This is a genomic window from Pedobacter gandavensis, from assembly GCF_014172405.1.
Taxonomy (GTDB): domain Bacteria; phylum Bacteroidota; class Bacteroidia; order Sphingobacteriales; family Sphingobacteriaceae; genus Pedobacter; species Pedobacter gandavensis.
Genome location: NZ_WNXC01000004.1, coordinates 132,901 through 155,413, shown reverse-complemented (window position 1 = coordinate 155,413; position 22,513 = coordinate 132,901). Strand labels below are relative to the sequence as shown.

18 protein-coding genes are annotated in these 22,513 nt (G+C 38.7%); 16 read left to right on the top strand and 2 right to left on the bottom strand.

Annotation, left to right across the window (positions count from 1 at the left end; genetic code table 11):
• Positions 1-4 precede the first annotated feature (4 nt).
• Entirely contained in the window at positions 5-2,551 is a 2,547-nt protein-coding gene (locus tag GM920_RS12895; RefSeq protein WP_182957888.1) for an ATP-binding protein, read from the top strand.
• A 1-nt stretch (position 2,552) separates the two neighbouring features.
• Here the strand turns inward: GM920_RS12895 and GM920_RS12890 are convergent, their stop codons facing one another.
• Complete coding sequence (locus tag GM920_RS12890) at positions 2,553-3,881, bottom strand: sigma-54-dependent transcriptional regulator (RefSeq protein ID WP_182957885.1); 1,329 nt, start codon at positions 3,879-3,881, stop codon at positions 2,553-2,555.
• 89 nt (positions 3,882-3,970) lie between these two features.
• Positions 3,971-4,282, bottom strand: a complete 312-nt coding sequence (locus GM920_RS12885) for a hypothetical protein (RefSeq protein ID WP_182957883.1) — start codon at positions 4,280-4,282, stop codon at positions 3,971-3,973.
• Positions 4,283-4,614: 332 nt separating this feature from the next.
• Here GM920_RS12885 and GM920_RS12880 point away from each other — a divergent pair, with 332 nt between their 5' ends.
• The 15 genes from GM920_RS12880 to GM920_RS12810 all read left to right on the top strand — a co-directional run bounded on the left by GM920_RS12880 (position 4,615) and on the right by GM920_RS12810 (position 22,461).
• Positions 4,615-5,052, top strand: coding sequence for an RrF2 family transcriptional regulator (locus GM920_RS12880; protein WP_182957880.1), 438 nt, complete (start codon positions 4,615-4,617; stop codon positions 5,050-5,052).
• A gap of 92 nt (positions 5,053-5,144) precedes the next feature.
• Complete coding sequence (gene cobA / locus GM920_RS12875; protein WP_182957877.1) at positions 5,145-5,936, top strand: uroporphyrinogen-III C-methyltransferase; 792 nt, start codon at positions 5,145-5,147, stop codon at positions 5,934-5,936.
• Positions 5,937-6,123: 187 nt separating this feature from the next.
• Positions 6,124-7,719, top strand: coding sequence for a S8 family peptidase (locus tag GM920_RS12870; RefSeq protein WP_182957874.1), 1,596 nt, complete (start codon positions 6,124-6,126; stop codon positions 7,717-7,719).
• A 223-nt stretch (positions 7,720-7,942) separates the two neighbouring features.
• Complete coding sequence (locus tag GM920_RS12865) at positions 7,943-8,671, top strand: tyrosine-protein phosphatase (protein ID WP_182957871.1); 729 nt, start codon at positions 7,943-7,945, stop codon at positions 8,669-8,671.
• A 101-nt stretch (positions 8,672-8,772) separates the two neighbouring features.
• Entirely contained in the window at positions 8,773-9,588 is an 816-nt protein-coding gene (locus tag GM920_RS12860; RefSeq protein ID WP_182957868.1) for a polysaccharide biosynthesis/export family protein, read from the top strand.
• A 35-nt stretch (positions 9,589-9,623) separates the two neighbouring features.
• Positions 9,624-11,972, top strand: coding sequence for a GumC family protein (locus GM920_RS12855; protein ID WP_182957866.1), 2,349 nt, complete (start codon positions 9,624-9,626; stop codon positions 11,970-11,972).
• Between the two features lie 12 nt (positions 11,973-11,984).
• The gene (locus GM920_RS12850) at positions 11,985-13,532 is read left to right on the top strand and encodes a hypothetical protein (RefSeq protein ID WP_182957863.1); all 1,548 of its coding nucleotides are present in this window, start codon (positions 11,985-11,987) and stop codon (positions 13,530-13,532) included.
• 101 nt (positions 13,533-13,633) lie between these two features.
• Positions 13,634-14,641, top strand: a complete 1,008-nt coding sequence (locus GM920_RS12845; RefSeq protein ID WP_182957860.1) for a nitroreductase family protein — start codon at positions 13,634-13,636, stop codon at positions 14,639-14,641.
• A 26-nt stretch (positions 14,642-14,667) separates the two neighbouring features.
• A complete protein-coding gene (locus tag GM920_RS12840; RefSeq protein WP_182957857.1) occupies positions 14,668-15,909 on the top strand; it encodes a polysaccharide pyruvyl transferase family protein in 1,242 nt (413 codons plus the stop codon).
• The gene (locus tag GM920_RS12835) at positions 15,902-17,239 is read left to right on the top strand and encodes an O-antigen ligase family protein (protein ID WP_182957854.1); all 1,338 of its coding nucleotides are present in this window, start codon (positions 15,902-15,904) and stop codon (positions 17,237-17,239) included. Before GM920_RS12840 ends, GM920_RS12835 begins: the two co-directional genes overlap by 8 nt.
• Positions 17,236-18,495 (top strand): glycosyltransferase, encoded by a 1,260-nt coding sequence (locus GM920_RS12830; RefSeq protein WP_182957852.1) that lies wholly within the window; start codon positions 17,236-17,238, stop codon positions 18,493-18,495. The genes GM920_RS12835 and GM920_RS12830 overlap by 4 nt, the downstream gene beginning before the upstream one ends.
• Positions 18,496-18,531: 36 nt before the next feature.
• Positions 18,532-19,416, top strand: a complete 885-nt coding sequence (locus tag GM920_RS12825; RefSeq protein WP_182957849.1) for a glycosyltransferase — start codon at positions 18,532-18,534, stop codon at positions 19,414-19,416.
• A gap of 65 nt (positions 19,417-19,481) precedes the next feature.
• On the top strand, positions 19,482-20,672 hold the full coding sequence (locus tag GM920_RS12820) for a glycosyltransferase family 4 protein (RefSeq protein WP_182957846.1): 1,191 nt from the start codon (positions 19,482-19,484) through the stop codon (positions 20,670-20,672).
• Complete coding sequence (locus tag GM920_RS12815; RefSeq protein ID WP_182957843.1) at positions 20,673-21,758, top strand: glycoside hydrolase family 99-like domain-containing protein; 1,086 nt, start codon at positions 20,673-20,675, stop codon at positions 21,756-21,758.
• Positions 21,759-21,765: 7 nt separating this feature from the next.
• Positions 21,766-22,461 (top strand): acyltransferase, encoded by a 696-nt coding sequence (locus tag GM920_RS12810; protein WP_182957840.1) that lies wholly within the window; start codon positions 21,766-21,768, stop codon positions 22,459-22,461.
• The last annotated feature ends 52 nt before the right edge of the window (positions 22,462-22,513 follow it).

Genomic DNA, 22,513 nt, shown 5'->3' with positions numbered 1-22,513 from the left:
AAAAATGATTGATACTCCAAAGAGAAGTTTATTTAAAGCAATAAAAGGAAAGGTAATTTTAGCCTTACTGCTTGCCTGTTTTGCGCTAATAATGGCCTGGGTGGTAAGTAAGGTGGCTTTCAATGAAATGCTGAATACCGTAGAAAATATTTCTGCGCCTAGTGAACGACTGCGGATGGTAAATCTCATCTCTTTAAAGATTAGCAGACTGGACCAATTGCAGAAAACGCAAGCTTCAAATGATCCAAAAAATTACAGTAAACTCTTAAAAGAATCCAGAGAGCTACGCGCTTCTTTGGATTCGTTATCTAATTTATATGCGAAAGATTCCGTGCAACTTCAGCGGATTAGCAGTATTGAGAAGCTCCTGAAGGAACGTGATAACCAATTTGTCAATTATCTGAAAGTAAGAGAGCGATTAGTCAATAACAAGTCTTTCTCCACGCAGGTGCAAAATTTGAGTGAGTTGGTGAATAAAGGCGGAAATGACAGTACCGTTTTGGCTTCTCAATTGCAGACTTCCACCACTACCATTTACTCATCGGAGGATAAAAACAGAGGCTTTTTTGGGCGCCTTTTTGGAAAAAAGAAGGAAAACGAAGACAATAAATCCTATAAGATCATCAATGAGAAGAATTTGAAGGTTGATACCATCTCACTTTCAAATGAGGATAAAAATTCTAAAAGTCTGGAAGAAACACTTCGGAGCATTGAAAAAGAGCAAAAGAGGAATAGTGCCCGGTTTTTGGATAAAGAAGCAGAATTAGCTAATGCAAATAATCTTTTGATCAATCAGATGATGGATATCCTGCGTAAGGTGGAAAGTGAGGTGGTGACTCAGATTGAGCTGAATGGTGTCCAGGCTAAGCATGTCGTGAACACTGGAATCAATACCATCAGCATCATTATGTTGGTTTTTTTTCTGCTCATGCTCCTAATGCTTTATTTCATCCTGACTGATATTACCAGAAGTAACCGATATAAGAATGAGTTGGAGCAAGCCCGAGATCTGGCAGAATATCATGGCATGGCCAAGCAGCGTTTCCTTTCTAATATGAGTCATGAGATTAGGACGCCATTACAGTCGATTATTGGTTATGCTGAATTGATTCGTCAACAGGAAAAACCAAAAGCCAGGGATATTGATGCCATTTATCATTCTTCAGAACACTTGTTACAGATCGTAAATGAGGTGTTGGACTATAACCGGATCATTTCCGGTAAGTTTACATTCGTAGAAAAACCTTTTGATATTGCTAAATTATTAGAAGAAGTGATTTTTGTGATGCGGCCACAAGCAGAGCGAAAATCTTTGGATCTGCTCACAGAGATCTCTTTGCATGAAACAAAATACATCAGTGGAGATCCTTTCCGCCTCAAACAAATTCTTTATAATTTATTGGGGAATGCCATTAAATTCACAAATGAAGGTGAGGTAGTTTTATCTGTTTTTTATAAAAGACAAGGGGAAAGCCTTCACTTTACCTTTATGGTAAGAGATACTGGTATTGGTATTTCTGAAGCTTCAAAAGCCTTAATTTTTAATGAATTTGAGCAGGTTAACACCAATGATCAGGAAGTGTTACATCAGGCTGGAACTGGTTTGGGACTAACGATTATCAAGTCCTTAATTGAAAGTCAGGGGGGAAGGATTTATGTGAAGAGTAAAGAGGGGGTAGGCAGTGTTTTTACAGTTTACCTTACTTTTAAAGTCGCAGATAAGCCAATAGAGGAGACTTTGTCGCAATCAAAAGATCGTTTACGGTGGAAGCCGTTCAAAGTCTGGGTTGTGGATGATGATCCCTTGATTTTAGAGCTTTGCAGCATGATTTTTGAACGTAATCATATAGATTATAAGAGTTTTCATTCTCCGTTGGAACTGCTCCATGAGGCAGACGCATCAACAGGATTGAAATATATTCTGCTGGATATGAGGATGCCGGAAATGAATGGCATAGAATTATGCCGTTTACTCCGGGAGAAAATGGGCAGCGCTGTCAATATTTTTGCGATTACTGCACAAGTGCTACCAGATGAAAGAGCGTTTCTATTGAACAATGGATTTGATGGCTTGGTTATGAAACCATTCCGTGAAAATGAATTACTCGCGGTTTTCTCTGAAGAACTGGAAGCTGCTTCTTTTTCAAAAGAAGAGGAGGCTGTATTGCAAGGTCAGGAAAAAACAATTTTAGAAGAAGAAAATACGCTTGAACCGGAAATTGAACTGGATTTGACTCCCTTAAAGAAAATGACTTTCAATGATGAAGATCAGTTGAAAAAGATCTTGGATCGATTTACCTTGGATTGTGAAAATGATTTGGGGGAAATGAAACAGGCTTTGAAAAATGAGGACGCTGCAACGCTTAGTTTACTCAGTCATAGACTTGCTGGACGCATCTCACAGATTGGCTCCAGAAGCCTGGCTTCAGATTTTCGTCAGTTGGAAATTGCCTTTCATAAACAGGATTCTCCTGATGAAAATACGAAGGATACGCTTGATGATTTATCAGAAAAATTAAAGAAACTGATTGATCAAATCAGAAAGATGTAGTTTACTCTATTTCATAACGTTCCATTTTACTGTATAGGGTCTTACGGTCGATATTCAGTAATTTGGCAGCTTTTGATTTGTTGTATTTTACTTTAACCAGCGTTTCCATGATCAACATTTTTTCATTGACTTCATTGATGGCTTTAAGGTCAGAACCAATAGGTTTGGGAACCTGGTTGATAGAAATGATCATTTCTTCCGGTAAAGAATCGATCTCTGCAGTTTCATTAGGCGTCAATAGTACCATTCTTTTGATCACATTTTTCAGCTCTCTTAAGTTTCCTGGCCAATCATACTGCAGCAGTAAATCTTTTGCAGCCGGAGAAAGGTGTTGTACATTTCTATTCAACTCTTCATTCGAGAGTTTAATGAAATGATTGATAAATAACTCCACATCTTTTCCTCTATCCCTTAGTGCCGGAAGCTGGATTTTAAACTCATTTAAACGGTGATAAAGATCTTCCCTGAATTCTCCATTGCTGACACTATTCTTAAGGTCGTCATTGGTTGCGGTAATGATTCTGACATCAACTTTAATGCTTTTTGTGCTGCCTAGTGGTTGAATGGTTCTTTCTTGTAAGGCGCGTAGCATTTTCACTTGTACTTCATAGCTCAGGTTTCCTACTTCGTCCAAGAATAAAGTCCCGCCATTAGCTGCTTCAAACTGGCCTTTTTTATCATTGAGCGCACCGGTAAAGGCTCCTTTGGCATGGCCAAATAATTCACTTGCGGCAAGGTCTTTTGACAATGCACCACAATCTATCGCCACAAAAGGTTTGTCTTTACGCTTGCTATGCATGTGTAATGCCCTGGCTGCATATTCTTTTCCTGTTCCTGTTTCACCCTGAATGATGACCGACATGTCTGTTGGGGCAACCAGATTAATGTGTTCGTATAATTTATCAGCAATACTGCTTTTTCCTTTGATGGCATCAGCATGTTCGATCGAATTGCTGGTAGCAGGTTTTTCTTTTTTACCTAAAGCATTGTTGATAATCATCAGCAATTCATCAGGATTTACAGGCTTCGTAATGTAGTCGAAGGCACCTAGTTGTATGGATTTTACAGCGGTTCTGACATCGTTAAAACTGGTCATTATGATGACTGGTTGGCTCATTCCCATTCCTCGGATATGGGATAAGACATCAAGCCCGGTTCCATCAGGAAGGCGGTAATCTACCAGAAACAAGTCGAAATTTTGTTCTTCTGTTAATTTCAGACTCTTCTTCACATCATTGACAGCAGCAGGCTCATGGCCATGCTTGCTCAGGAAGCCTTCCAGAATTTGCGAAAAAGTAAGGTCGTCTTCAATAATCAGTATTTTTGCCATAAGAATCTCGCTTGTAATTACAGCAAAAATACGAAAGCCGGGGGACATCCGGCTTTCGTACACTATATTAATTGTTATTTATTGATGGTTTACTGAATAATAGCACCGTCTTTAGCAATTTTTAAAGAAGCGGTTTCTTCTTGTTTTTTAACATCAACCTGATAAAATTCAGTTTTGTCTGCGTTCACGATTAAGAAAGCTGCTGTTGGAGTCCATTCTTTATATTTGTCTGAAGCCAATGTAGTTTTTACTGCATCTGGAAGATCTTTCAATTCAACCGGAGTTTTAGTTGTGCTATCTTGTTTTACACTAATGATAACTGGATTTTTAACGTCAGTTGCTTTTACTTGTGTTAAACCTGCGAATGCTAATAATGCTGCTGATAAGATGATCTTTTTCATAACTCTATATTTAAATTTAAAATTCTTTTTGTTTCAATTACGGTTAGCTATGGTTCATAATGGTGCCAAAAGCGATGTGTGTGGCTTAAAGTAGTGGTAATCAGCCTTTAGTTGGGTTGTGCCAAAAGAAGAACTGTTGCATTGTTCCACACTTTGTGGTTAAAAGAAGCAGGAGGGAGGACTATTGGAGCTAGGATTGCTGCAATCTTCAGGAAGATGGCCGGTAAACATGTCAAAAAAGCTATCTATTGGTATAGATAGGTACTTTGCCGGCTATTTCTGACAAATTATTACCTGATGAGAAAGTAATGTATTTTTCTTAACTTTGTCTTATGCTATCTAAGAAGACTAAATATGCAATAAAGGCACTTGTTGCGCTCGGAAAAAATGCTGGAAATCCTCCTATGCAGATCGTAAGGTTGGCAGAACAGGAAATGATCCCCCGCAAATTCTTAGAGCAAATTCTATTGGATATGCGTAACGCAGGATATCTATATAGTAAGAAAGGTGCTGGTGGTGGTTACAGCTTAAATAAAGAACCAGGTGATATATACCTTGCGGATATTCTCCGCATCACCGATGGCCCCATTGCCATGGTACCCTGTGCCAGTCTTAAGTTTTATCGTAAATGCGATGAATGCCATGATGAAGTTACTTGTGGAATTAGAAAAACCTTTATTGATGTGCGCGATGCCACACTAAAAGTATTGGCACAAACCTCTATTGCTGATGTGATTGCGCGCGAAACTGATGGTAATTTTAAAGAATAATAAATAATTCCAAATAAAGTCTACTACTTCTATAGTCTTTTTATATATTTGTATTATAAATACAAATATATAATCCCTTTAAACCTAAGACTATGATTTTAAATAAGATTGAAAGTGGTGTAAAAGAGCCAAAAATCACATTGGTAGGTGCTGGTCCAGGTGATCCTGAATTGATCAGTTTAAAAGGAATGAAAGCCATCAATACAGCAGATGTCGTGTTGTATGATGCACAGGTGAATGAAGCATTGCTAAATCACGCACCTGAAAAAGCAATTAAAATATTTGTAGGGAGTAAATCAGATGATGATTCCTTTTCCCAGGATGCAGTAAACAAACTGATGATTGATTATGCTTTAAACTTTGGCCATGTGGTGAGGTTAAAAAGTGGTGATCCTTTTGTGTTTGCCCGCGGATTTGAGGAAGTGGATTATGCAGAATCTTATAATATCCAAACCGAAATCATCCCGGGGATCTCCAGTGCTTTAGGAGTTCCCGGTTTACATAAAATTCCGATGACTTATGATGCGCTGAGCGAGAGTTTCTGGGTCTTAAGTGGCACAAATGCAGCCGGCGAACTTTCTCCAGACCTAAAAGTTGCAGCAAAATCTAAAGCAACAGTAGTGGTATTGATGGGAATTGAAAAAATCAGGGAAATCACAGCGATTTTTCAGCAGGAAGGGAAAAACAGATTACCAGTAGCGGTAATTGAAAATGGATCTTCTGTAAATGAAAATATTAAGATAGGGGTGGTAGATACGATAGCCGAGCTTATTGAGGATCATCAGATCTCTGCACCCGCATTATTGGTGTTTGGTGATGTGGTGTCTTTACATCCTTCTTTTGCCAGAATCAAGAATTTCTATGAACTGATCGCGATGCAGTAGATCCGGATTTTCAGGTTATAACATCCTTTCTTTGTTAAATTAACTTTTATTCATAATTTTTAAGATTGGCCGGATATGCTATCCGGCTTTTTTGCGTTTAACAGAGGGGGTAAATGGATCGTCGCAGATTTGATACGAACAGCATTCCTCATTTATTATTTAACTTTGCAAAAAACATCTATATAATATGAATATGAAGAAAGCGAACTTTTACTATCGTGGAATATTAAGTTTGTCCTTATTGGCAATGGTTCCATTTGTGTCAGTAGCGCAAAAACCAAATTGGCAGAATCTAGACCTTAAGGCAGATTCAACCTTTGGAATCAGTACCGAGAAAGCTTATAAAGATTTGTTAAAGGGAAAGAAATCGAAGCCTGTGATTGTTGCAGTCTTAGATGGTGGGGTGGATATTAAACATGAAGACCTTAAAGATGTCATCTGGGTAAATAAAAAAGAGAAGGCTGGAAACGGAATAGATGATGATAAAAACGGATATATTGATGATGTAAACGGTTGGAGTTTTCTAGGATCTAATAAAGGGTCTATTAATTATGAAACTTTGGAGCTGACACGTTTGGTGCGCAGAGACAATGAAAGATTTGCAAATCTAGATGCAAAATCGATAAAAGCGGAAGATCTTCCTGCATTTGAGGCCTATCAAAAGAATAGAGCTGAATTTGAAAAGCAACTGGTAGAAGCTAAAGAAAATCTGGCGCAATATACTGGTCTGAAAATGGTAGTTGACGAAGTAGTGAAAAAGATAGGTAAAGAAAACCCTACTGTTGCGGATTTCCAAAATTTTAGTCCTGCAAATGATATGGAAAAGAACGTGCAGAGAATCATGGTGCAGCAATTGCAAAACACGAGCTTCAAAGAGTTTTATGAAGAGCAGGTTAAAGGAGGCTATGATCATTTCAAAGATCAGGTGGATTACAACCTGAATATTGATTTCGATCCAAGATCAATCGTAGGTGATGATCCTAATGATGTAAAAGACCGCTTTTATGGTAATAATGATGTTGCTGGACCAGATGCATTACACGGTTCTCACGTTGCGGGAATTATTGCTGCGGAAAGAAATAACAAAATTGGTATCGATGGCGTAGCAGATAATGTGGTGATTTTGCCAGTTCGTAATACGCCAAATGGTGACGAACGGGATAAAGATGTAGCCAACGGGATTCGTTATGCAGTTGACAACGGGGCAAAAGTAATTAATATGAGCTTCGGAAAAGCCTACTCATGGGATAAAAAGGTCGTTGATGATGCAGTGAAGTATGCAGTATCAAAAGATGTACTTTTAATACATGCGGCAGGAAATGACAATAAAAACCTGGACGAAGCGCAGAATTTCCCTAACCCGGAATATTTGGATGGTGGTGTAGCTTCCTCATGGATCACTGTAGGTGCTTCAGGTTGGAAGAATGACGAAAAGATAAAAGCGGACTTTTCTAACTACGGAAAAACTAAAGTAGATGTTTTTGCACCTGGTGTAAAAATTAATTCTACTACTCCGGGTTCTAAGTACCAAAAATTGGATGGTACCAGTATGGCGGCTCCGGTGGTTGCAGGTTTGGCTGGTTTAATACGTTCATATTACCCTAATTTAACGGCATCTGAAGTGAAGGATATCATTATGAAATCTGTGGTTAAGGTGAACCAAGTGGTTAAAGTAGAACAAGGTGATAAAGTAAATGAAATTCCATTTGCTGACCTTTGTGTTAGTGGTGGTATCGTGAATGCCTATAAAGCACTTCAATTGGCAGCTCAATACAAGAAGTAATTTAAATTTTTTAATTATGAAGCCTGGCATCTAATGATGTCAGGCTTTTTTTTGTGCCTAAACCGCTACCTATTAATGGGTATATTGCTTTAATTACACGTTGAATCAACAAAATATAACGCAGGTAATCCAACGCTATTGTATTTTTGTTAAAACGACAAGCAGATTTTGTATGGGGTTATGAAGTGTTGGCTTGTTTTTCATAAAAAATAAAAATTCTAAGATGTTTTCTTTTTTTAACAAAAAAACGCACATCGACCATATGGAATGGTTAGGTGTTGACATGCATGCTCATTGGCTTCCGGCTATTGATGATGGTGCTAAGGATATGGCAACGGCTGTAAATTTCATGAAAAGCTTACAAGAATTAGGTTTTAGAAAACTGCTGGCTACACCTCATATTTTTACGGAATTGTACCCTAATGACCGGGTGATTATAGAAAACACCTTAGAAAGCACCAGGCAGGCTTTAACTGCAGCATCTCTAACCATAAATACTGATGCTGGAGCGGAGTACATGGTGAATGAAGATTTCGAAATTACCAACGACCTCGTATGTCTCCCCAAAAAACACATCTTAATAGAGATGTCTTATATTTCGGAAATGCCGAATATTGAGCAAATCATTTTCAACCTCCAGGTGAAAGGATATGTAGTGGTGTTGGCGCACCCTGAGCGCTATAGCTTTTATCAAGATAAACACCAACGCTTTCATCGTTTCAAAGAAATGGGCGTATTGTTTCAGTTGAACTTACTTTCCATCTCCGGATATTATGGAAAAGACGTGAAAAGACTCGCAGAATACCTGCTTCAAAAGAAATACTATGATTTAGCAGGAACGGACCTACATCACGACAAACATTTGCAGGCATTGAAGCTTGAAATACAAACTGGACGTCTATATGCTAAGCTAGGAAATGTGGATTTTAAGAATATGGAGCTGTTTTTCTAGCTAAATACCCATTTGTAGCTAGGTGTAATTGAAATTTAAAACGATTATTTTTGCTTTCACATGATTCTGGTGATTAAGCCGTTTTTTAGATCGAAATTACTATGGTTAAAGTTTTGTTGTCAAGAAAATGCCTGAATTATTTGGTTATTTTCTCTATTATTTTACTGAACTCTTGTTCAACGACAAAAAAAGTTCCTTATTTCCAGGATATTACTGCTAATGGTCAATCAAATATTGAAAATTCCACTGTTTTTAAGGGATTGACAATAGATCCTGATGATATTTTATCGATTTCTCTGGTAACAATTGACCCGACTACGGGTATGCCGGTAAATCAATTGGCCGGACAGACGGTAAATAGCAATGCTGTAGCTGCGATTGCGACGGCAGGAAGTAGTACTTCCGCTTCCAGTGGCTTTCTCGTAGATAAAAACGGAGAAGTAGATCTCTCTATTATTGGGAAGGTGAAAGTCGCAGGCCTAACTACCTACCAGGCACGAGAACTCTTAAAAACTAAAGCTACCGTCTTTTATAAAGATCCCAATGTGCAGGTCAGGTATGCAAATTTCAAAGTAACGGTATTAGGAGAGGTAGCAAGACCGTCTTCTTATATCCTGCCAAATGAAAAAGTGAGTATACTGGATGCCTTAGGTATGGCTGGTGACCTCACTATTTTTGGAAAAAGAGAAAATGTATTATTAATCAGGGATAATGATGGCAAGAAAGAATTTGCACGCTTAGACCTTAATTCCTCCCGGATTTTTGACAGTCCATTTTATTACCTGAAACAGAATGACGTCATCTATGTGGAACCTAATAAAGGTAAAGCAGCCTCATTGAATCAGGCAAGAACACAAACTTTTGCGGTTATTGGAACGGTATTGTCTGTTTTAATTGTATTGTTTTCAAGAATTTAACCGCCATTACTCTATTAACTGCTAGACTATACTAAATGAAGAACATAAATTCTGAAGATAAAACCGCGCATGAAAATTCAGATGGCCTGGATGTTAAACAACTCCTATTACGCTTATTGGACAATTGGTATTGGATTGCGTTATCCGTATTCCTCTGTCTTGCGCTTTCTTATTTATATGGGAAGTATAAGACGCCCTATTATAAAATTTCAGCAAGGGTTCTGGTAAATGATGAGAAAAAAGGATCTGGGTTGTCAGGAGGTGGTGATATTTTAGGTGACATTGGTGGTCTTTTAGGTACCAAAAGTACCGTAGATAATGAAGCAGAGATCCTTAAAACCAGGCACCTTATGGAAGAGGTCGTTAAGGACATGAATTTGAATGTCACCTACTACCGAAAAGGGGCAATTAAGAATGTAGAATTATATGAATCTCCTTATCAAGTAAAGGTTTTAGCCCCATTAGATACGATTAAGGCTACCGAAGTACAGGTTAGTTTTGTAGAAAAAGGAAAAGTATCGGTTACTGCCGATGGCTTGGATACCCTGGTTGCTTTTAATCATTCCTTTAGGATTCCAGATGTTGGAATGGTTCAGATTGTAGAAAATGCAGCAATTTCTCCCGCTAATGAAAATTATAGTTTTTCAATTATGTCTGTGGATGCCCGCGTCATTGACCTGATGTCTGCCTTAACTGTAGAAGTTAAAAATAAGCAGGTGACCATTATTGACTTAACGATGAATCATGCCGTCCCGAAGAAGGGAGAAGATGTCTTAGGGAAACTGATTGAAAAGTATGTACAAGCTAATCTTAAAGATAAAAATGAAGTTGCGGATAGTACGGTAAAGTTTATTCAAAATCGATTGGTGCATATCAGCGGTGAATTAGGCGGACTGGAAGGAAATATTCAAAATTTCAAACAGAAGAATAACCTGGCGGACATGTCAGAGCAGTCCAAGTTATTGGTGCAGACAACAGGACAGTATGTGAATGATCTGGGGAAAATAGAAACTCAAATCAGTGTTTTAAGTAGTTTACAGAATTATCTAAAAGATGAAGGCAAGAATAAAAAAGTATTGCCAAGTTCATTGATCCCAACAGATATGGTATTCAATGGGGTAGTTGAAAAATATAATGCCCTGACTTTAGAAAGGGCGAGACGCATGATTGGTGTAACAGAATCTAACCCTACCATTCAATTGATGGATAAGGAGATTTCGAGTGCCAGAGCGGATATTGAAACTAATATTGCCAGTACGCTAAATGGTTTTGTGATCACCAGGAACCGCATTAATGAGCAAATGAAAAAGGCAGAAGGCCAGGTGAGAAATGTTCCTCAGATGGAACGAAATTACCTGAACCTCGCCAGACAACAACAGATCAAGCAGGAGCTCTACATCTTTCTCATGCAGAAAAGTGAGGAGACGGCCATTTCAAAGACAGCCAACATCGCAAATTCAAGAACAATTGACCCAGCTAAATCAGAGATCAAGCCATTTAGTCCTAAGAAAGCTTACGTTTACCTGTTCGGATTGATCGCCGGACTGGCCATCCCTATGGCATTAATGTATATAAAAGACCTTTTAAATGATAAGGTACAGCTTAAAGAAGATGTAACTAAGGCTACAAAAGCGCCGATAATTGGAGAGATCAGCCACCAGGATGAGAGCATGGCTATTGCCAATAGTTCTCGTTCTGCAATTTCAGAACAGTTCAGGGCATTGAGGACTAATCTTTCCTTTTTCTTTAAGAATAAAAATGAGAAGGTTATCCTCTTGACCAGCAGCATGTCTGGCGAAGGGAAATCATTTGTTGCCATTAATCTCGGCCACATTCTGGCTTTGGCAAATAAAAAAGTGCTGCTGATGGAATTGGATTTACGTAAACCTGGTCTTTCCACAAAATTAAAGCTTCCCGGGACAGTTGGGTTTACCAATTACATCGCCAATACAGCATTGAAAATCGAAGATATCATCATGCCACTGAAAATTCAGGAGAACTTATTTATGGTCAGCTCAGGCCCGATACCTCCAAATCCTGCAGAGTTATTATTGAGTGAACGGACACAATCGCTTATGGAAGAATTGAAGCAAAAATTTGATTATATCATCATTGATGCACCACCAATAGGAATCGTGACAGATGCACAACTTATGGCTTCCTATGCAGATGTCTGCATCTATGTGGTGAGACAGAACTATACGCTAAAACAGCAGCTGAGCATTTTGGATGAGTTGCAAAAGAGTCAAAAAATGAAGGGTTTAAGTGTGGTGATCAATGACATCCAGGCCACCAAGGGATACGGCTATGGCTACACTTATGGGGACTATGGAACCAGCCCTCAGAAAACAGGTTTTTTCAATAAATTATTTAAATCAAAATAACAATCATATCAAATGAAATCAGGAAATAAGGTAGTGATGAATATGGGCATTTTGTATGCGCGGATGTTGATCACCATGGGGATTTCATTGTATGCAACGCGGTTGGTCTTAACGGCGTTGGGCGCGGCAGATTATGGGCTTTTTAACCTGATTGCCGGACTGATTGCCATGCTTTCTTTTTTAAATACTGCAATGGCAACTTCTACCCAGCGCTACCTGTCTTTTTATCAGGGGAAAAATGACCTGACGATGCAAAAAAGGGTTTTTTCAAATAGTCTAATCCTCCATCTAGGGATTGGAATTGTGATTGTTTCGGGCTTGGAAATCGCAGGTTTATTCTTGTTCAATGGTTTCTTGAATATACCCCAGGATAGAATCCATATCGCTCAGATGATTTATCATTTTATGTCCGTTACCGTTTTCTTTACAGTGATTGCCGTGCCTTTTACCGGTTCTTTGGTGGCACATGAAAATATGCTTTGGGTTGCGATTGTGAATGTGGTGGAAACGCTGTTGAAATTGGGAATCGCCTACCTTTTGTATATTGTTGCCCAGGATAAATTGGCCGTTTATGGCTTGTTGACCGCCGGAATTAGTATCGTCAGCTTTTTACTATATGCCATTTATTGCTTCCGTAAATATGAAGACTGTTCTTTGAAAGGAATTTTTTCAGTGGAGACTAAGTTGATGAAGGAACTGACCTCTTTCGCGGGTTGGAATTTATTCGGATCGCTATGTGCCTTAGGTAGGGCCGAAGGCCTGGCAATTTTATTGAATATCTTTTTAGGAACGGTAGTGAATGCCGCTTTTGGTATCGCCAATCAAGTTGCAGCGCAACTTAACTTTTTCTCCTTTACGTTGCTTCGTGCCATCAATCCTCAGATTATGAAAAGCGAAGGGGCTGCCAATCGGGAAAAGATGTTGAGACTGTCTATGATCGGGAGCAAATTCGGATTCTTTTTACTGGCATTCGTAGCCGTTCCCTGCATCTTTGAAATGAATACAATCCTGAACTTATGGCTTACTACTGTTCCGGAATATACGGTGGTATTTTGCTCATTAATGTTATGCGCAACTTTAATTAATCAGCTTACGATTGGTTTACAATCCGCAGTACAGGCTACAGGGAAAGTAAAAGCTTACCAAATGGTGGTAGGCTCCGTTTTATTGCTCGCTTTACCATTGGCCTATGTCCTGTTAAAGTTAGGATATCCTCCATACTACGTTTTTATCGGTTATTGTTTCGTAGAATTAATCGCCTGTACATTGAGGTTGTTTTTCTTAAAAAGTATCGCTGGACTATCTATTTCCCTTTACTTCTCTAATGTCATTTATAAAATTATCATCCCCCTTTGTCTATTGATCCTGACCTGTTATTTGTCGGTTTCTTACCTCCATTTTCAATTCCGGTTTTTCTTTACCGGAGCTGCCGGAGTCCTGGTCTTTGCAACGAGCATTTATCTCTTCGGACTCTGTGAGGATGAGAAGTCATTTCTGAAGAAGATGATTTCAGCTTTGTTCGATAAACTGCAGGCAAGGAAGCAATTGAAACACGTTTAAAACCAACCAAATATAAATTGAGCATGAACTTAACCCGCGCCGAAAAATAATCATTTCGGCGCATTTAAGTAGATCACCATTTAAAAACTATAACACTCCGGATGAAAAATTTAATTAAAAAAATCGTTCCAAAATCAGCTAAAAGGCTTTATAGATCGAAGCAGACGCAGTTGTCGATTATTAAAGATTATATATATGACTATCGGAAGTTTAAAAGAGAATCTGCTTCATTCAAGTTAAGAAGTAAAGAAATGATGCAGGCATATATCCTGAAGGAATATCACGCTGTAGAAAAAGGATTGGCCCTTCGTGAACCACGTCCTGGCTTTGGAGGACCGAGGATTGCTGCGTTGGCAGATATTGTGGATGATTATGTGATGAAGTATGGAGTAGATGCGATTACAGATATGACCGCTTACACGCTTCGTGAATACCTGAACTTTGATGAAGGCCACCATCAAGTGTCTGCTGAATTAAAGGATAAATTAGAGCGGTTATTGTTGCGTTGTGATGAATCAACGCTGAATAAAACCGGAGGGACAAAGACGGTTCCTAAACAGGAGATTCTGGATACCTTGAATTTTGATTTTGAACGTTTCTTCAAATCTAGAAATAGTGTCAGAGATTTTTCTGATGAGCCAGTACCTACAGCCACAATACTTAAGGTAATTGATACGGCCAGGTATACGCCTTCAGTATGCAACAGACAGTCATGGAAGGTCTATGTGATTGAGCATTCCAATGTGGAATTGAAGCGAAAGCTTTTGAATGTGCAAAATGGCAATAAGGGTTTTGGCGAGCACATCAGCTCTTTAATTGTCATCACTGGGAAGCTGTCTTCTTTTTTCGCTTATGAGCGAAATCAGGTTTATATCGATGGTGGAATGTTTGCGATGTCTATCGTTCTAGGCTTACATGCTAAAGGATTAGGCGTTTGCTGTCTGAATACCAGCTATGCAAAAAAGCAGTACGAAGCATTTACAAATGCTATGGAAATGGACAGTGACTGTGCCCCAATCATGTTTTTAGCGGTAGGTCACCTCAAAGACAATTATAGCGTCGCCATTTCAGAACGTAGACCGCTTGCAGATATCGTTGAAGTAAGGTAATAGAAATAATTTTTAATATATAATTGATGAATAAGTTAAAAGAAGTATTTAAAGGGATCTATGTAGAGGTATTCTGGTATTTAGCCCTTTTTTGTTCCCTTTTTGTAAAGGGTAAAAAAGAGGCAAGGAAGGTCTTAGTCCTTCCTGCTGCCAATTTGAATGGTGGTTTTGGAGAAGACATTATGATCACCTCCTTTATCAATAATTTCGCAAATGATGCGCAGGTTAATATTCTAAATGGTTATAAAATCATCAGAGAAGATTATAGAACAATCAATAAAAATGTAGTATTCCTGGATGGGTTTAATGAAAAGGTTAACTTTCTTAAACTGTTATTTCTGATCAAAGATTGCGCTTTAGTGTATGTGATTGGTGCAGATATCATGGATGGAACTTATAGAGTGCACAATTCTATCAACCGCTTAAGGGTGATTGAGCTGGCACATCGCATGGGTGTGAAAGCCCAGATCTCGGGCTTTAGTGTGAGCAAAAACATACTCCCAGTAGTGAAAGCTAAATTTTCAGCGGTATCAAAAGATGTTAAATTGAAAATCAGAGATGTGGAATCTTATGTCAGAATGAAAGATTTTATTCCTGCTGACCGGTTGATTCTCACCAATGACATTGCTTTTATTTGCCCGGATCTTCCGGCTGTATATCAAAGTCAAACCTATGATACTTATAAAAGCTGGGTAGCTAGGGTCACCGCAAATGGCAAAACTGTAATTGGAGTTTGCCCAAATGCCATCCAGGCTAAAAAGATTGGCTTTGATAAATACCTTTCTGGCTTCAAGAGTTTACTGGAAGGGTTTCTAGCCGCAGATAACTATGCTTTTGTGTTTCTTTATCATGACATCAGGCCCATTTGTGATGAAGCCAGCGACAGTACCATCAGCTGTATTCTGGATGAATATTTTCGCGAGAAGGGTGTAGACTGCTTTTATACCGATCAAATCAAAAACGGGGTGGAGCTTAAAGGTTATGTTTCATTGGTAGATTTTACCATTACCGGAAGAATGCATTTGGGAATTTCTGGGCTGACCTATGCCAAGCCAATGTTTGGGGTCTCTTACGCCAATAAATTTGAAGGCATGGTGAAGTTGTTTGATATCGATCCAAACCTTTGCCTGATTGATTATGATAAGCTGGACAACTCAAAAGAAAAGATCAGCCTGTTTACGAAGAACTTCGCGGCTATTCAAAATAGTGTTAAAAAGAACATCAACAATGTAAAATTAGAAACTACCAATAACTATACGCATGGGTAAAGGAATACTATTATTTCTGATCATCTTTTGCTATATCTTTAGATCGGTAGCCCTTAAATCTAAAAATAAGGATACCAAGTTTCTGTGGGTCAGCTTTTTCATTTTTTGCATTCCATTTGAATTTGGAAAGGCATTAAATACCCCGAAATTTAATGAGATAGCCGGAACGGTACAACCGATTTATATGATCTCCTTAACCATAGGGATGATCATTGCGGTATTGCCTTCTGCAAAAAGGAGATGGATGGAGTATTCCTTTAAATCAAATAATTGGGTCAATTGCATTGCGCTGCTGCTCATTTTATCTTTTCTGAATCCCTATAATTCTTTTCCTACAGGAACCTGGGTACTGGCCATCTTTTTCTTGTCAAACATACTTTTATTTAAACTGCTCAGCAGTTTCCTGAGTATGGAGGATGTGCTGAATGGGCTGTTTGATGGCCTGATGATATTAACCGTTGCACAGTTTTTTCTAGCCATTTGTTTCCCGGTATTGGGTATCTCTGCGGTGACGAAGCTGTTTCATGAGTCTGCAGAAATTTGGGCCACCAGGCTGGATACGAGGAGTGGAGCTGTGGGTTTCTTTAATCACCCCGGCAGATTGGCTTTATTCATGGTCATTACTGCCGCATTCTTTCTAGCTACCTATCTTTATGACTTCAGAAAAAAGGCCAGCAAAATAGCACTGATTCTGTGCATACTGATTATTTTTCTAACCTATTCCAGAACTTCCTATCTGGCATTGATCATCACGCTTTCCGCTTGTTATTACCTGAATAAAAATGCCCATAAAAATCTTTTTTCCATTGGCAATGTCCTGAAATTTGTGGTGCCAACGGTATTGGCATTGGTGTACCTGATTGCCTATTCTCCTTTGTCTGAACTTTTCATGGGAAGTGATTCTTCCGATCAGTACGACAACAGAATAGTGCATTTTCTGATGGCCATCCACTTGTTTGATGCTTCGCCAATTATTGGAGTAGGATTAAATGGGCATCTTTCTTACCTATCCCAGCATTTGGGAATCGTAAATCAGGTGACTATGGACGATTTCTTTGCCATCAATCCGATCCATAATATTCACCTGATTGTCCTCGCTGAACTGGGGATTTTGGGCATGATTTTGTGGATTGGCTTTTTATTTGGCAACATATTTAAAGCTAAAAAAGAAATTAGCAAGGGACACAATGAAATCCTTTCCCTGAGTATGATCGGCCTGTTTATAGCCTACATAATTTATGGACTTACCGGCTGGGCTCCATTTTCAACCGCCATTTTACCCATATTTCTTTTCATCACCTTTTTTTCAATTAAATATAGACAACAATGAGGAAGATATTAATTGTTACGCCCTATATGCCATTTCCTCTAAATTCGGGAGGCAGGATTGCCCAATTCGAATTCGATAACGAGTTGCGCCATCATTTTGACATGACCATTGCATTTACCATGAAAGCTGCCGACCAGAAAGACCTGGAACAGCTGAAAATATTATGGCCAAATGTGAAATTTAAACCTTACCTGATCACAGAACAATCTCTTTCTGGTAAGTTTAGCTCCGTCTTATTTCGGTTCTCAGAATTTTTAAACCGGCTAATTGGTAAAGGCGTGTTTTCTGCTTTTTGTAAAACAAATTTAGATAGACTCCTGAAGTTGAATACCACACTTTTCAGGTCCAAAAGCTTTGGCTTCCCTCGTGGATTCATTGACCATTTCAGGAATGTACTGCTAGAAAATAACTTCGAATTTGTGCAGGTGGAATTTCATCAGCTGATTTCTTTTGCAAAATATATTCCAAGAAGTTCTTATCGGATTTTTGTACATCACGAGCTGCGGTTCGTAAGGGAAAAGAGAGAACTGGATCTTTTTAGTTTTCAGTCTGCATTCCTAAATCGGGTGTATAAAAGAAATAAATCATTTGAACTCTCTGCCCTGGAAAAGTATGATATGGTCTGCACACTTTCGGAAGTAGATAAGGTCATTCTTGAAAAGGATCTTAAGAAAGCGCGTTTGGTATCATCCCCTGTTCCGATCAAAGCTTTAGGAACTGGAATGGATTATTCTTTTGATCATAAATTGGTTTTTCTGGGTGGAGAGGATCATTTTCCAAATAAAGAGGGACTAGATTGGTTCTTAAGAAATTGTTGGACCGGATTGAAATCAAATTACCCTAAACTGGAGTTGATGGTGATCGGAAAATGGCACCAATCGAGTATAACTGAATATGAGGCACAACTGGGTTCCGTAAATTTCATGGGCTATGTAGAAGACCTGTCAGCAGTACTGGCAAATAGCATTTTTATTGTCCCGATTCGTATTGGTAGTGGTATTCGCATGAAAATCATTGAGGCTGTAAATATGGGGATTCCATTCGTCTCCACAGAAGTCGGGGTAGAGGGATTGTGTTTTAAAAATGGGAAGGATTGTTTAATTGGAAATACAGCACAGGAATTTTGTTCTTCAATCGCCAAACTTATCGAATCAGATGACTTAGGAAGTCGTTTATCAAAGAATGCGTTGAACACTTTAAACGAAGAGAATTCTTATGAAAAACTGATGGATAAAAGATTGGCAATATATAATTAATCTAGCTTGATCAGCAGCAGACAAATTGATAAGTAAATGAAAAATATTGAAAAAAAGCCCTCGGTATTTCATCCAAAGACAACAGCTACAAGCATGAAAACGCAGTTTTCTAAACCGAAATTACTCGTTTTAGTGGTGTTGTATAAAAAGATGATTTCTGAATCTCCTACCATTAGCACGTTGTTGTTACAGCATAGAGATTTGTTTGAAGTAGAATTGGTGATTTGGGATAATAGTCCAGAGAAATGTCCGGAAGCCCAAATCCATGAACTTGAAAAGGAATTTGGTCAGTTTCAATATCGCTGGACAGCTGAAAATACCTGGTTGTCAAAACTCTATAACCAGGTGCTTGCAGCGCATACTTATGATTATGCTTTGCTGTTAGATCAAGATACTGAGATTCCATCTTATTATTTTGATAAGCTCAGCGAGGCGCTGTTTAAATCCCCGAAGGTAGCACTGTTTCTTCCCCTGGTACTCCATAAGGAAAAAGTAGTTAGCCCCGGTTCCTGGGTTTATTTCAAAGGAAAACACTGGAAAAAGATAAAAACAGGGGTCATTCCGGCAAAGAACGTATTGGCCATTACCAGTGGTATGGTGATCTCTGCAAAAGTGTTTTGTACGCATCAAATGAAATTCGATGAGCGTCTGAGTCTTTATGGAATTGATACTGGCTTTATGCTCAACTTCTCCAAATTTGAAAAGCAGTTGTGTGTTTTGCCTATCAAATTTGATCATGATACGGTATTGTGGTCGAATCCCTCAGCGGATGTGATGCTGGGCCGTTTTAGGAATTTGAAAAGTACCTGGCCAAAGATTCTTTCAGACAGACCGGTGGCAAGGATGCTGGTTTATTTTTACAGTATGGCAGTGTCTTTTAAGCTTGCGCTTAAATATCAGGATGCCAGATTTTTGAAATAAAGGAATAGCAATGTTGACAATTGATCATCATTGAAATAAATCTTTTAAAATGTAATCGCTTAACAATGAATATTATTTGTGTACACCAAAGTGCTGATATGTATGGTTCTGACCGGAGCTTCTTACAGGTAGTAAATTACCTGAGCTTGTCGCCCAGCTTTGAAAAGATAACCGTTATTCTTCCTAGAAATGGCCCCTTGGTTAATGAATTGGAAAAATTAAAGGTGGAGATCATTTTCATGGACCTCTCTTTGTTAAGTAAAACCTATTTGTTGAAACTTCAATGGGGGAAAATTATTTTTCCATTGTTTTCATTTTCCTCGAAAAAGAAGCTGTTTGACCAGTATGATGTCGTCTATGTGAACACTTCCGTGATCCTTGACTTTTATCTTCTGGCTCCCTTCCTAAAGCAAATGAAAATCATTCATATTCGGGAGATTCCAAATGGTATTTTGAGTAAAGTACTGTCTTTCTTTTTGAAATGTTCGAAAGCTAAAATCATATTTAATTCCCAATCTACCTTGAATAGCTTTAGCCCTTTGGCCCAAAGTCTGGTGATTCACAATGCATTCGAAGGCTTTGCCAAAATAGAACAACAGGAGTCTATACCTGTGGATTCCAAAAATGAACTGAGGAGCCTGGCCAATGGAAATCCTACAACCGGAATCGAAAGAGAAGAGGTCGCCTCTGAAATCAACGCGTTAAAAAAAGAAGCACTAAAAATATTGCTGATTGGTAGAATTAACAGTTGGAAAGGACAGGATTTCGCGATAGAAGCATTGGCTGAAATGCCCGATGCTCCTGTGCTATTGAGAATCGTTGGTAGTACTTCTGCCGGAAATGAGGATATGGTCCTTGACTTAAAGAAAAAAGTAAATCAGCTTGGCCTAAGTGATAAAGTGGAGTTTATGGACTTTGTTTCAGATACTGCAGAAGTCTATAGCTGGTCGGATGTAGCGATTGTACCAAGCACCAAGCCAGAACCTTTTGGTAGAATTGCGATTGAAGCCATGAGCTTAAGTAAACCTGTTATTGCTGCAAATCATGGTGGCTTACCTGAAATTATTGAGCATGGGCAAAGTGGCTTCCTGTTTGAACCAAGTAACAAAACCGATTTCATTCATGCCATTAGTAAGTATATAGCTGATCCTGATTTGCTAAGAGAACATGGAGAAAACGCTAAAAAAGTATATGAGGAAAAGTTTTCTTTACTCGGGTTTTATAAAAAATTAGATGAGGCCTTTAATCTGAATTAAATGAAAAAATCAATCCGCAGTATTTTTCTAATTGCTATGGCATTATTGGCTGTGCGTATCAGCCCTGTTTACGGACAAAACAATTCTGGTGCTCAATTGAAAGTTGGTGCTTATTACTTTGATGGCTGGACGGGTAAAACAAGCCATATCAGCAGGTCATTGACGGAAAATTATAAAGAGCGTGCTCCAATTTGGGGCTGGGTAACCAGTACGCCTCAAATTATGCGGAAGCAAGTAACAGCAGCAGTAAATGCAAATCTTGATTTTTTCAGTTTTTGCTGGTATTACTCTGATCTTTCTAAAAAGAACCTAGAGGAACCCAGAAATAATGCACTCCGTTTATTCGTCAACTCAAAAGATAAACAAGGATTAAAATTCAATCTGTTAGTGGCCAATCATTACGGCTATATTATTGGTCCTGCCGACTGGGATAAGGTGTCGAAAGTTTGGCTTGATCTTTTTGAAATGAATGCTTATTTGAAGTTTAATGAGAAGCCTTTGATTTCTTTCTTAAGCTTAAAGATGCTCATGAGTTCATTTGGTTCTGCAGCAAAGATTAAATCGGCACTGGATCAATTGAGAGCAGCAGCAGTAGATCGGGGTTTAAAAGGAGTAAATATTGGGATTAGTGTCGCTCCTGATGAAAAGGAGATCGCACTGGCTAAACAATGTGGATTTGATGTCTTAACGGGATATAATTACCACGATCAAACCTTAATCAATGGACAATCGCTGAGCCCAATCACTGCAATTAGCAAAAGGGAAAAGGCAGTCTGGAGTCAGTTTTTGAAATTTGATCTGCCGTATATTCCAGTAAGTACCTTAAACTGGGATCCCCGCCCATGGGACGAAATGAACAAAATAAAAAAACCTTCCCCGCATTTTACAGGCTATACTCCTGCATCGGTTTTTCAGTCTGTTCAAGGGTTGAGAAATTGGGTGTTAGAAAATAATCCAACCAAATCAAGTGATCAGATCGCGGTGCTTTATGCTTGGAATGAATATGGAGAAGGCGCATGGCTAACACCATCAGGTATGTATAAAAATGGACTTTTGGAGGCCGTAAAAAAGGCGCTAACAAATTAATACGTGAATGAAAACATTATTTCAATCGATCATCAGGAAGAGAAATCCTGCTTTCAAGTTTGATGAAAACATCAGTAGCCGTACCTTATTCAATCTGGCAGTCAGTAAAAGCTTTGAGCTTTTTAGAGGGGTATTGTTCCAGGTTTTTCATTTGAAAAAGCCGAAACCAATCTTTTTAGGAAGCGGGGTTCGTACGTTCAATAATCAGCACATCAGCATCGGAAAATGGGTTAAAATTGATACTGGTGTATATTTGAGTGGCCTGGGTAAAGGGAAACTGATCATTGGAGATTCTTCCGGAATAGGTGCTTATTCCCAATTGGTCATTTCTACTTCTTTTAACAATTTAGGAGAGTTTATTCATATTGGTAAGCAAGTGGGAATCGGTCAATTTGCCAGTATTGGTGGTTCTGGTGGTGTTTCTATTGGAAACAATACCATCATTGGACAATATTTTAGCTGTCATCCGGAAAATCACAATTACAGTGATCCAAATAAACTGATCAAAAATCAGGGCACTACCCGTGCAAAAATTACTATTGGGGAGAACTGCTGGATAGGAGCCAAGGTGACTATTCTGGCCGGAGTTTCCATTGGGGATAATTCAATCATAGCTGCGGGAGCGGTGGTCAACAAAAGTATGCCTGCAAATTCTATTGTGGCCGGCGTTCCTGCCCGCGTGATTAAAGGTATTTATGATTAGAAAGTAGAACCCCGAATTGGAAAGCTGCTTAGGTTAAGAAAATGCGGCAGCA

Excerpts from the sequence above, each read along its gene's own strand:
- GM920_RS12830 (WP_182957852.1), top strand. The coding sequence starts at position 17,236 with ATGAGGAAGATATTAATTGTTACGCCCTATATGCCATTTCCTCTAAAT.
- GM920_RS12870 (WP_182957874.1), top strand. The coding sequence starts at position 6,124 with ATGAATATGAAGAAAGCGAACTTTTACTATCGTGGAATATTAAGTTTG.
- GM920_RS12815 (WP_182957843.1), top strand. The coding sequence starts at position 20,673 with ATGAAAAAATCAATCCGCAGTATTTTTCTAATTGCTATGGCATTATTG.
- GM920_RS12835 (WP_182957854.1), top strand. The coding sequence starts at position 15,902 with ATGGGTAAAGGAATACTATTATTTCTGATCATCTTTTGCTATATCTTT.
- GM920_RS12865 (WP_182957871.1), top strand. The coding sequence starts at position 7,943 with ATGTTTTCTTTTTTTAACAAAAAAACGCACATCGACCATATGGAATGG.
- GM920_RS12890 (WP_182957885.1), bottom strand. The coding sequence starts at position 3,881 with ATGGCAAAAATACTGATTATTGAAGACGACCTTACTTTTTCGCAAATT.
- GM920_RS12845 (WP_182957860.1), top strand. The coding sequence starts at position 13,634 with ATGAAAAATTTAATTAAAAAAATCGTTCCAAAATCAGCTAAAAGGCTT.
- GM920_RS12810 (WP_182957840.1), top strand. The coding sequence starts at position 21,766 with ATGAAAACATTATTTCAATCGATCATCAGGAAGAGAAATCCTGCTTTC.
- GM920_RS12825 (WP_182957849.1), top strand. The coding sequence starts at position 18,532 with ATGAAAAATATTGAAAAAAAGCCCTCGGTATTTCATCCAAAGACAACA.
- GM920_RS12850 (WP_182957863.1), top strand. The coding sequence starts at position 11,985 with ATGAAATCAGGAAATAAGGTAGTGATGAATATGGGCATTTTGTATGCG.
- GM920_RS12895 (WP_182957888.1), top strand. The coding sequence starts at position 5 with ATGATTGATACTCCAAAGAGAAGTTTATTTAAAGCAATAAAAGGAAAG.
- GM920_RS12840 (WP_182957857.1), top strand. The coding sequence starts at position 14,668 with ATGAATAAGTTAAAAGAAGTATTTAAAGGGATCTATGTAGAGGTATTC.
- GM920_RS12880 (WP_182957880.1), top strand. The coding sequence starts at position 4,615 with ATGCTATCTAAGAAGACTAAATATGCAATAAAGGCACTTGTTGCGCTC.
- GM920_RS12820 (WP_182957846.1), top strand. The coding sequence starts at position 19,482 with ATGAATATTATTTGTGTACACCAAAGTGCTGATATGTATGGTTCTGAC.
- GM920_RS12860 (WP_182957868.1), top strand. The coding sequence starts at position 8,773 with ATGGTTAAAGTTTTGTTGTCAAGAAAATGCCTGAATTATTTGGTTATT.
- GM920_RS12855 (WP_182957866.1), top strand. The coding sequence starts at position 9,624 with ATGAAGAACATAAATTCTGAAGATAAAACCGCGCATGAAAATTCAGAT.
- GM920_RS12885 (WP_182957883.1), bottom strand. The coding sequence starts at position 4,282 with ATGAAAAAGATCATCTTATCAGCAGCATTATTAGCATTCGCAGGTTTA.
- cobA (WP_182957877.1), top strand. The coding sequence starts at position 5,145 with ATGATTTTAAATAAGATTGAAAGTGGTGTAAAAGAGCCAAAAATCACA.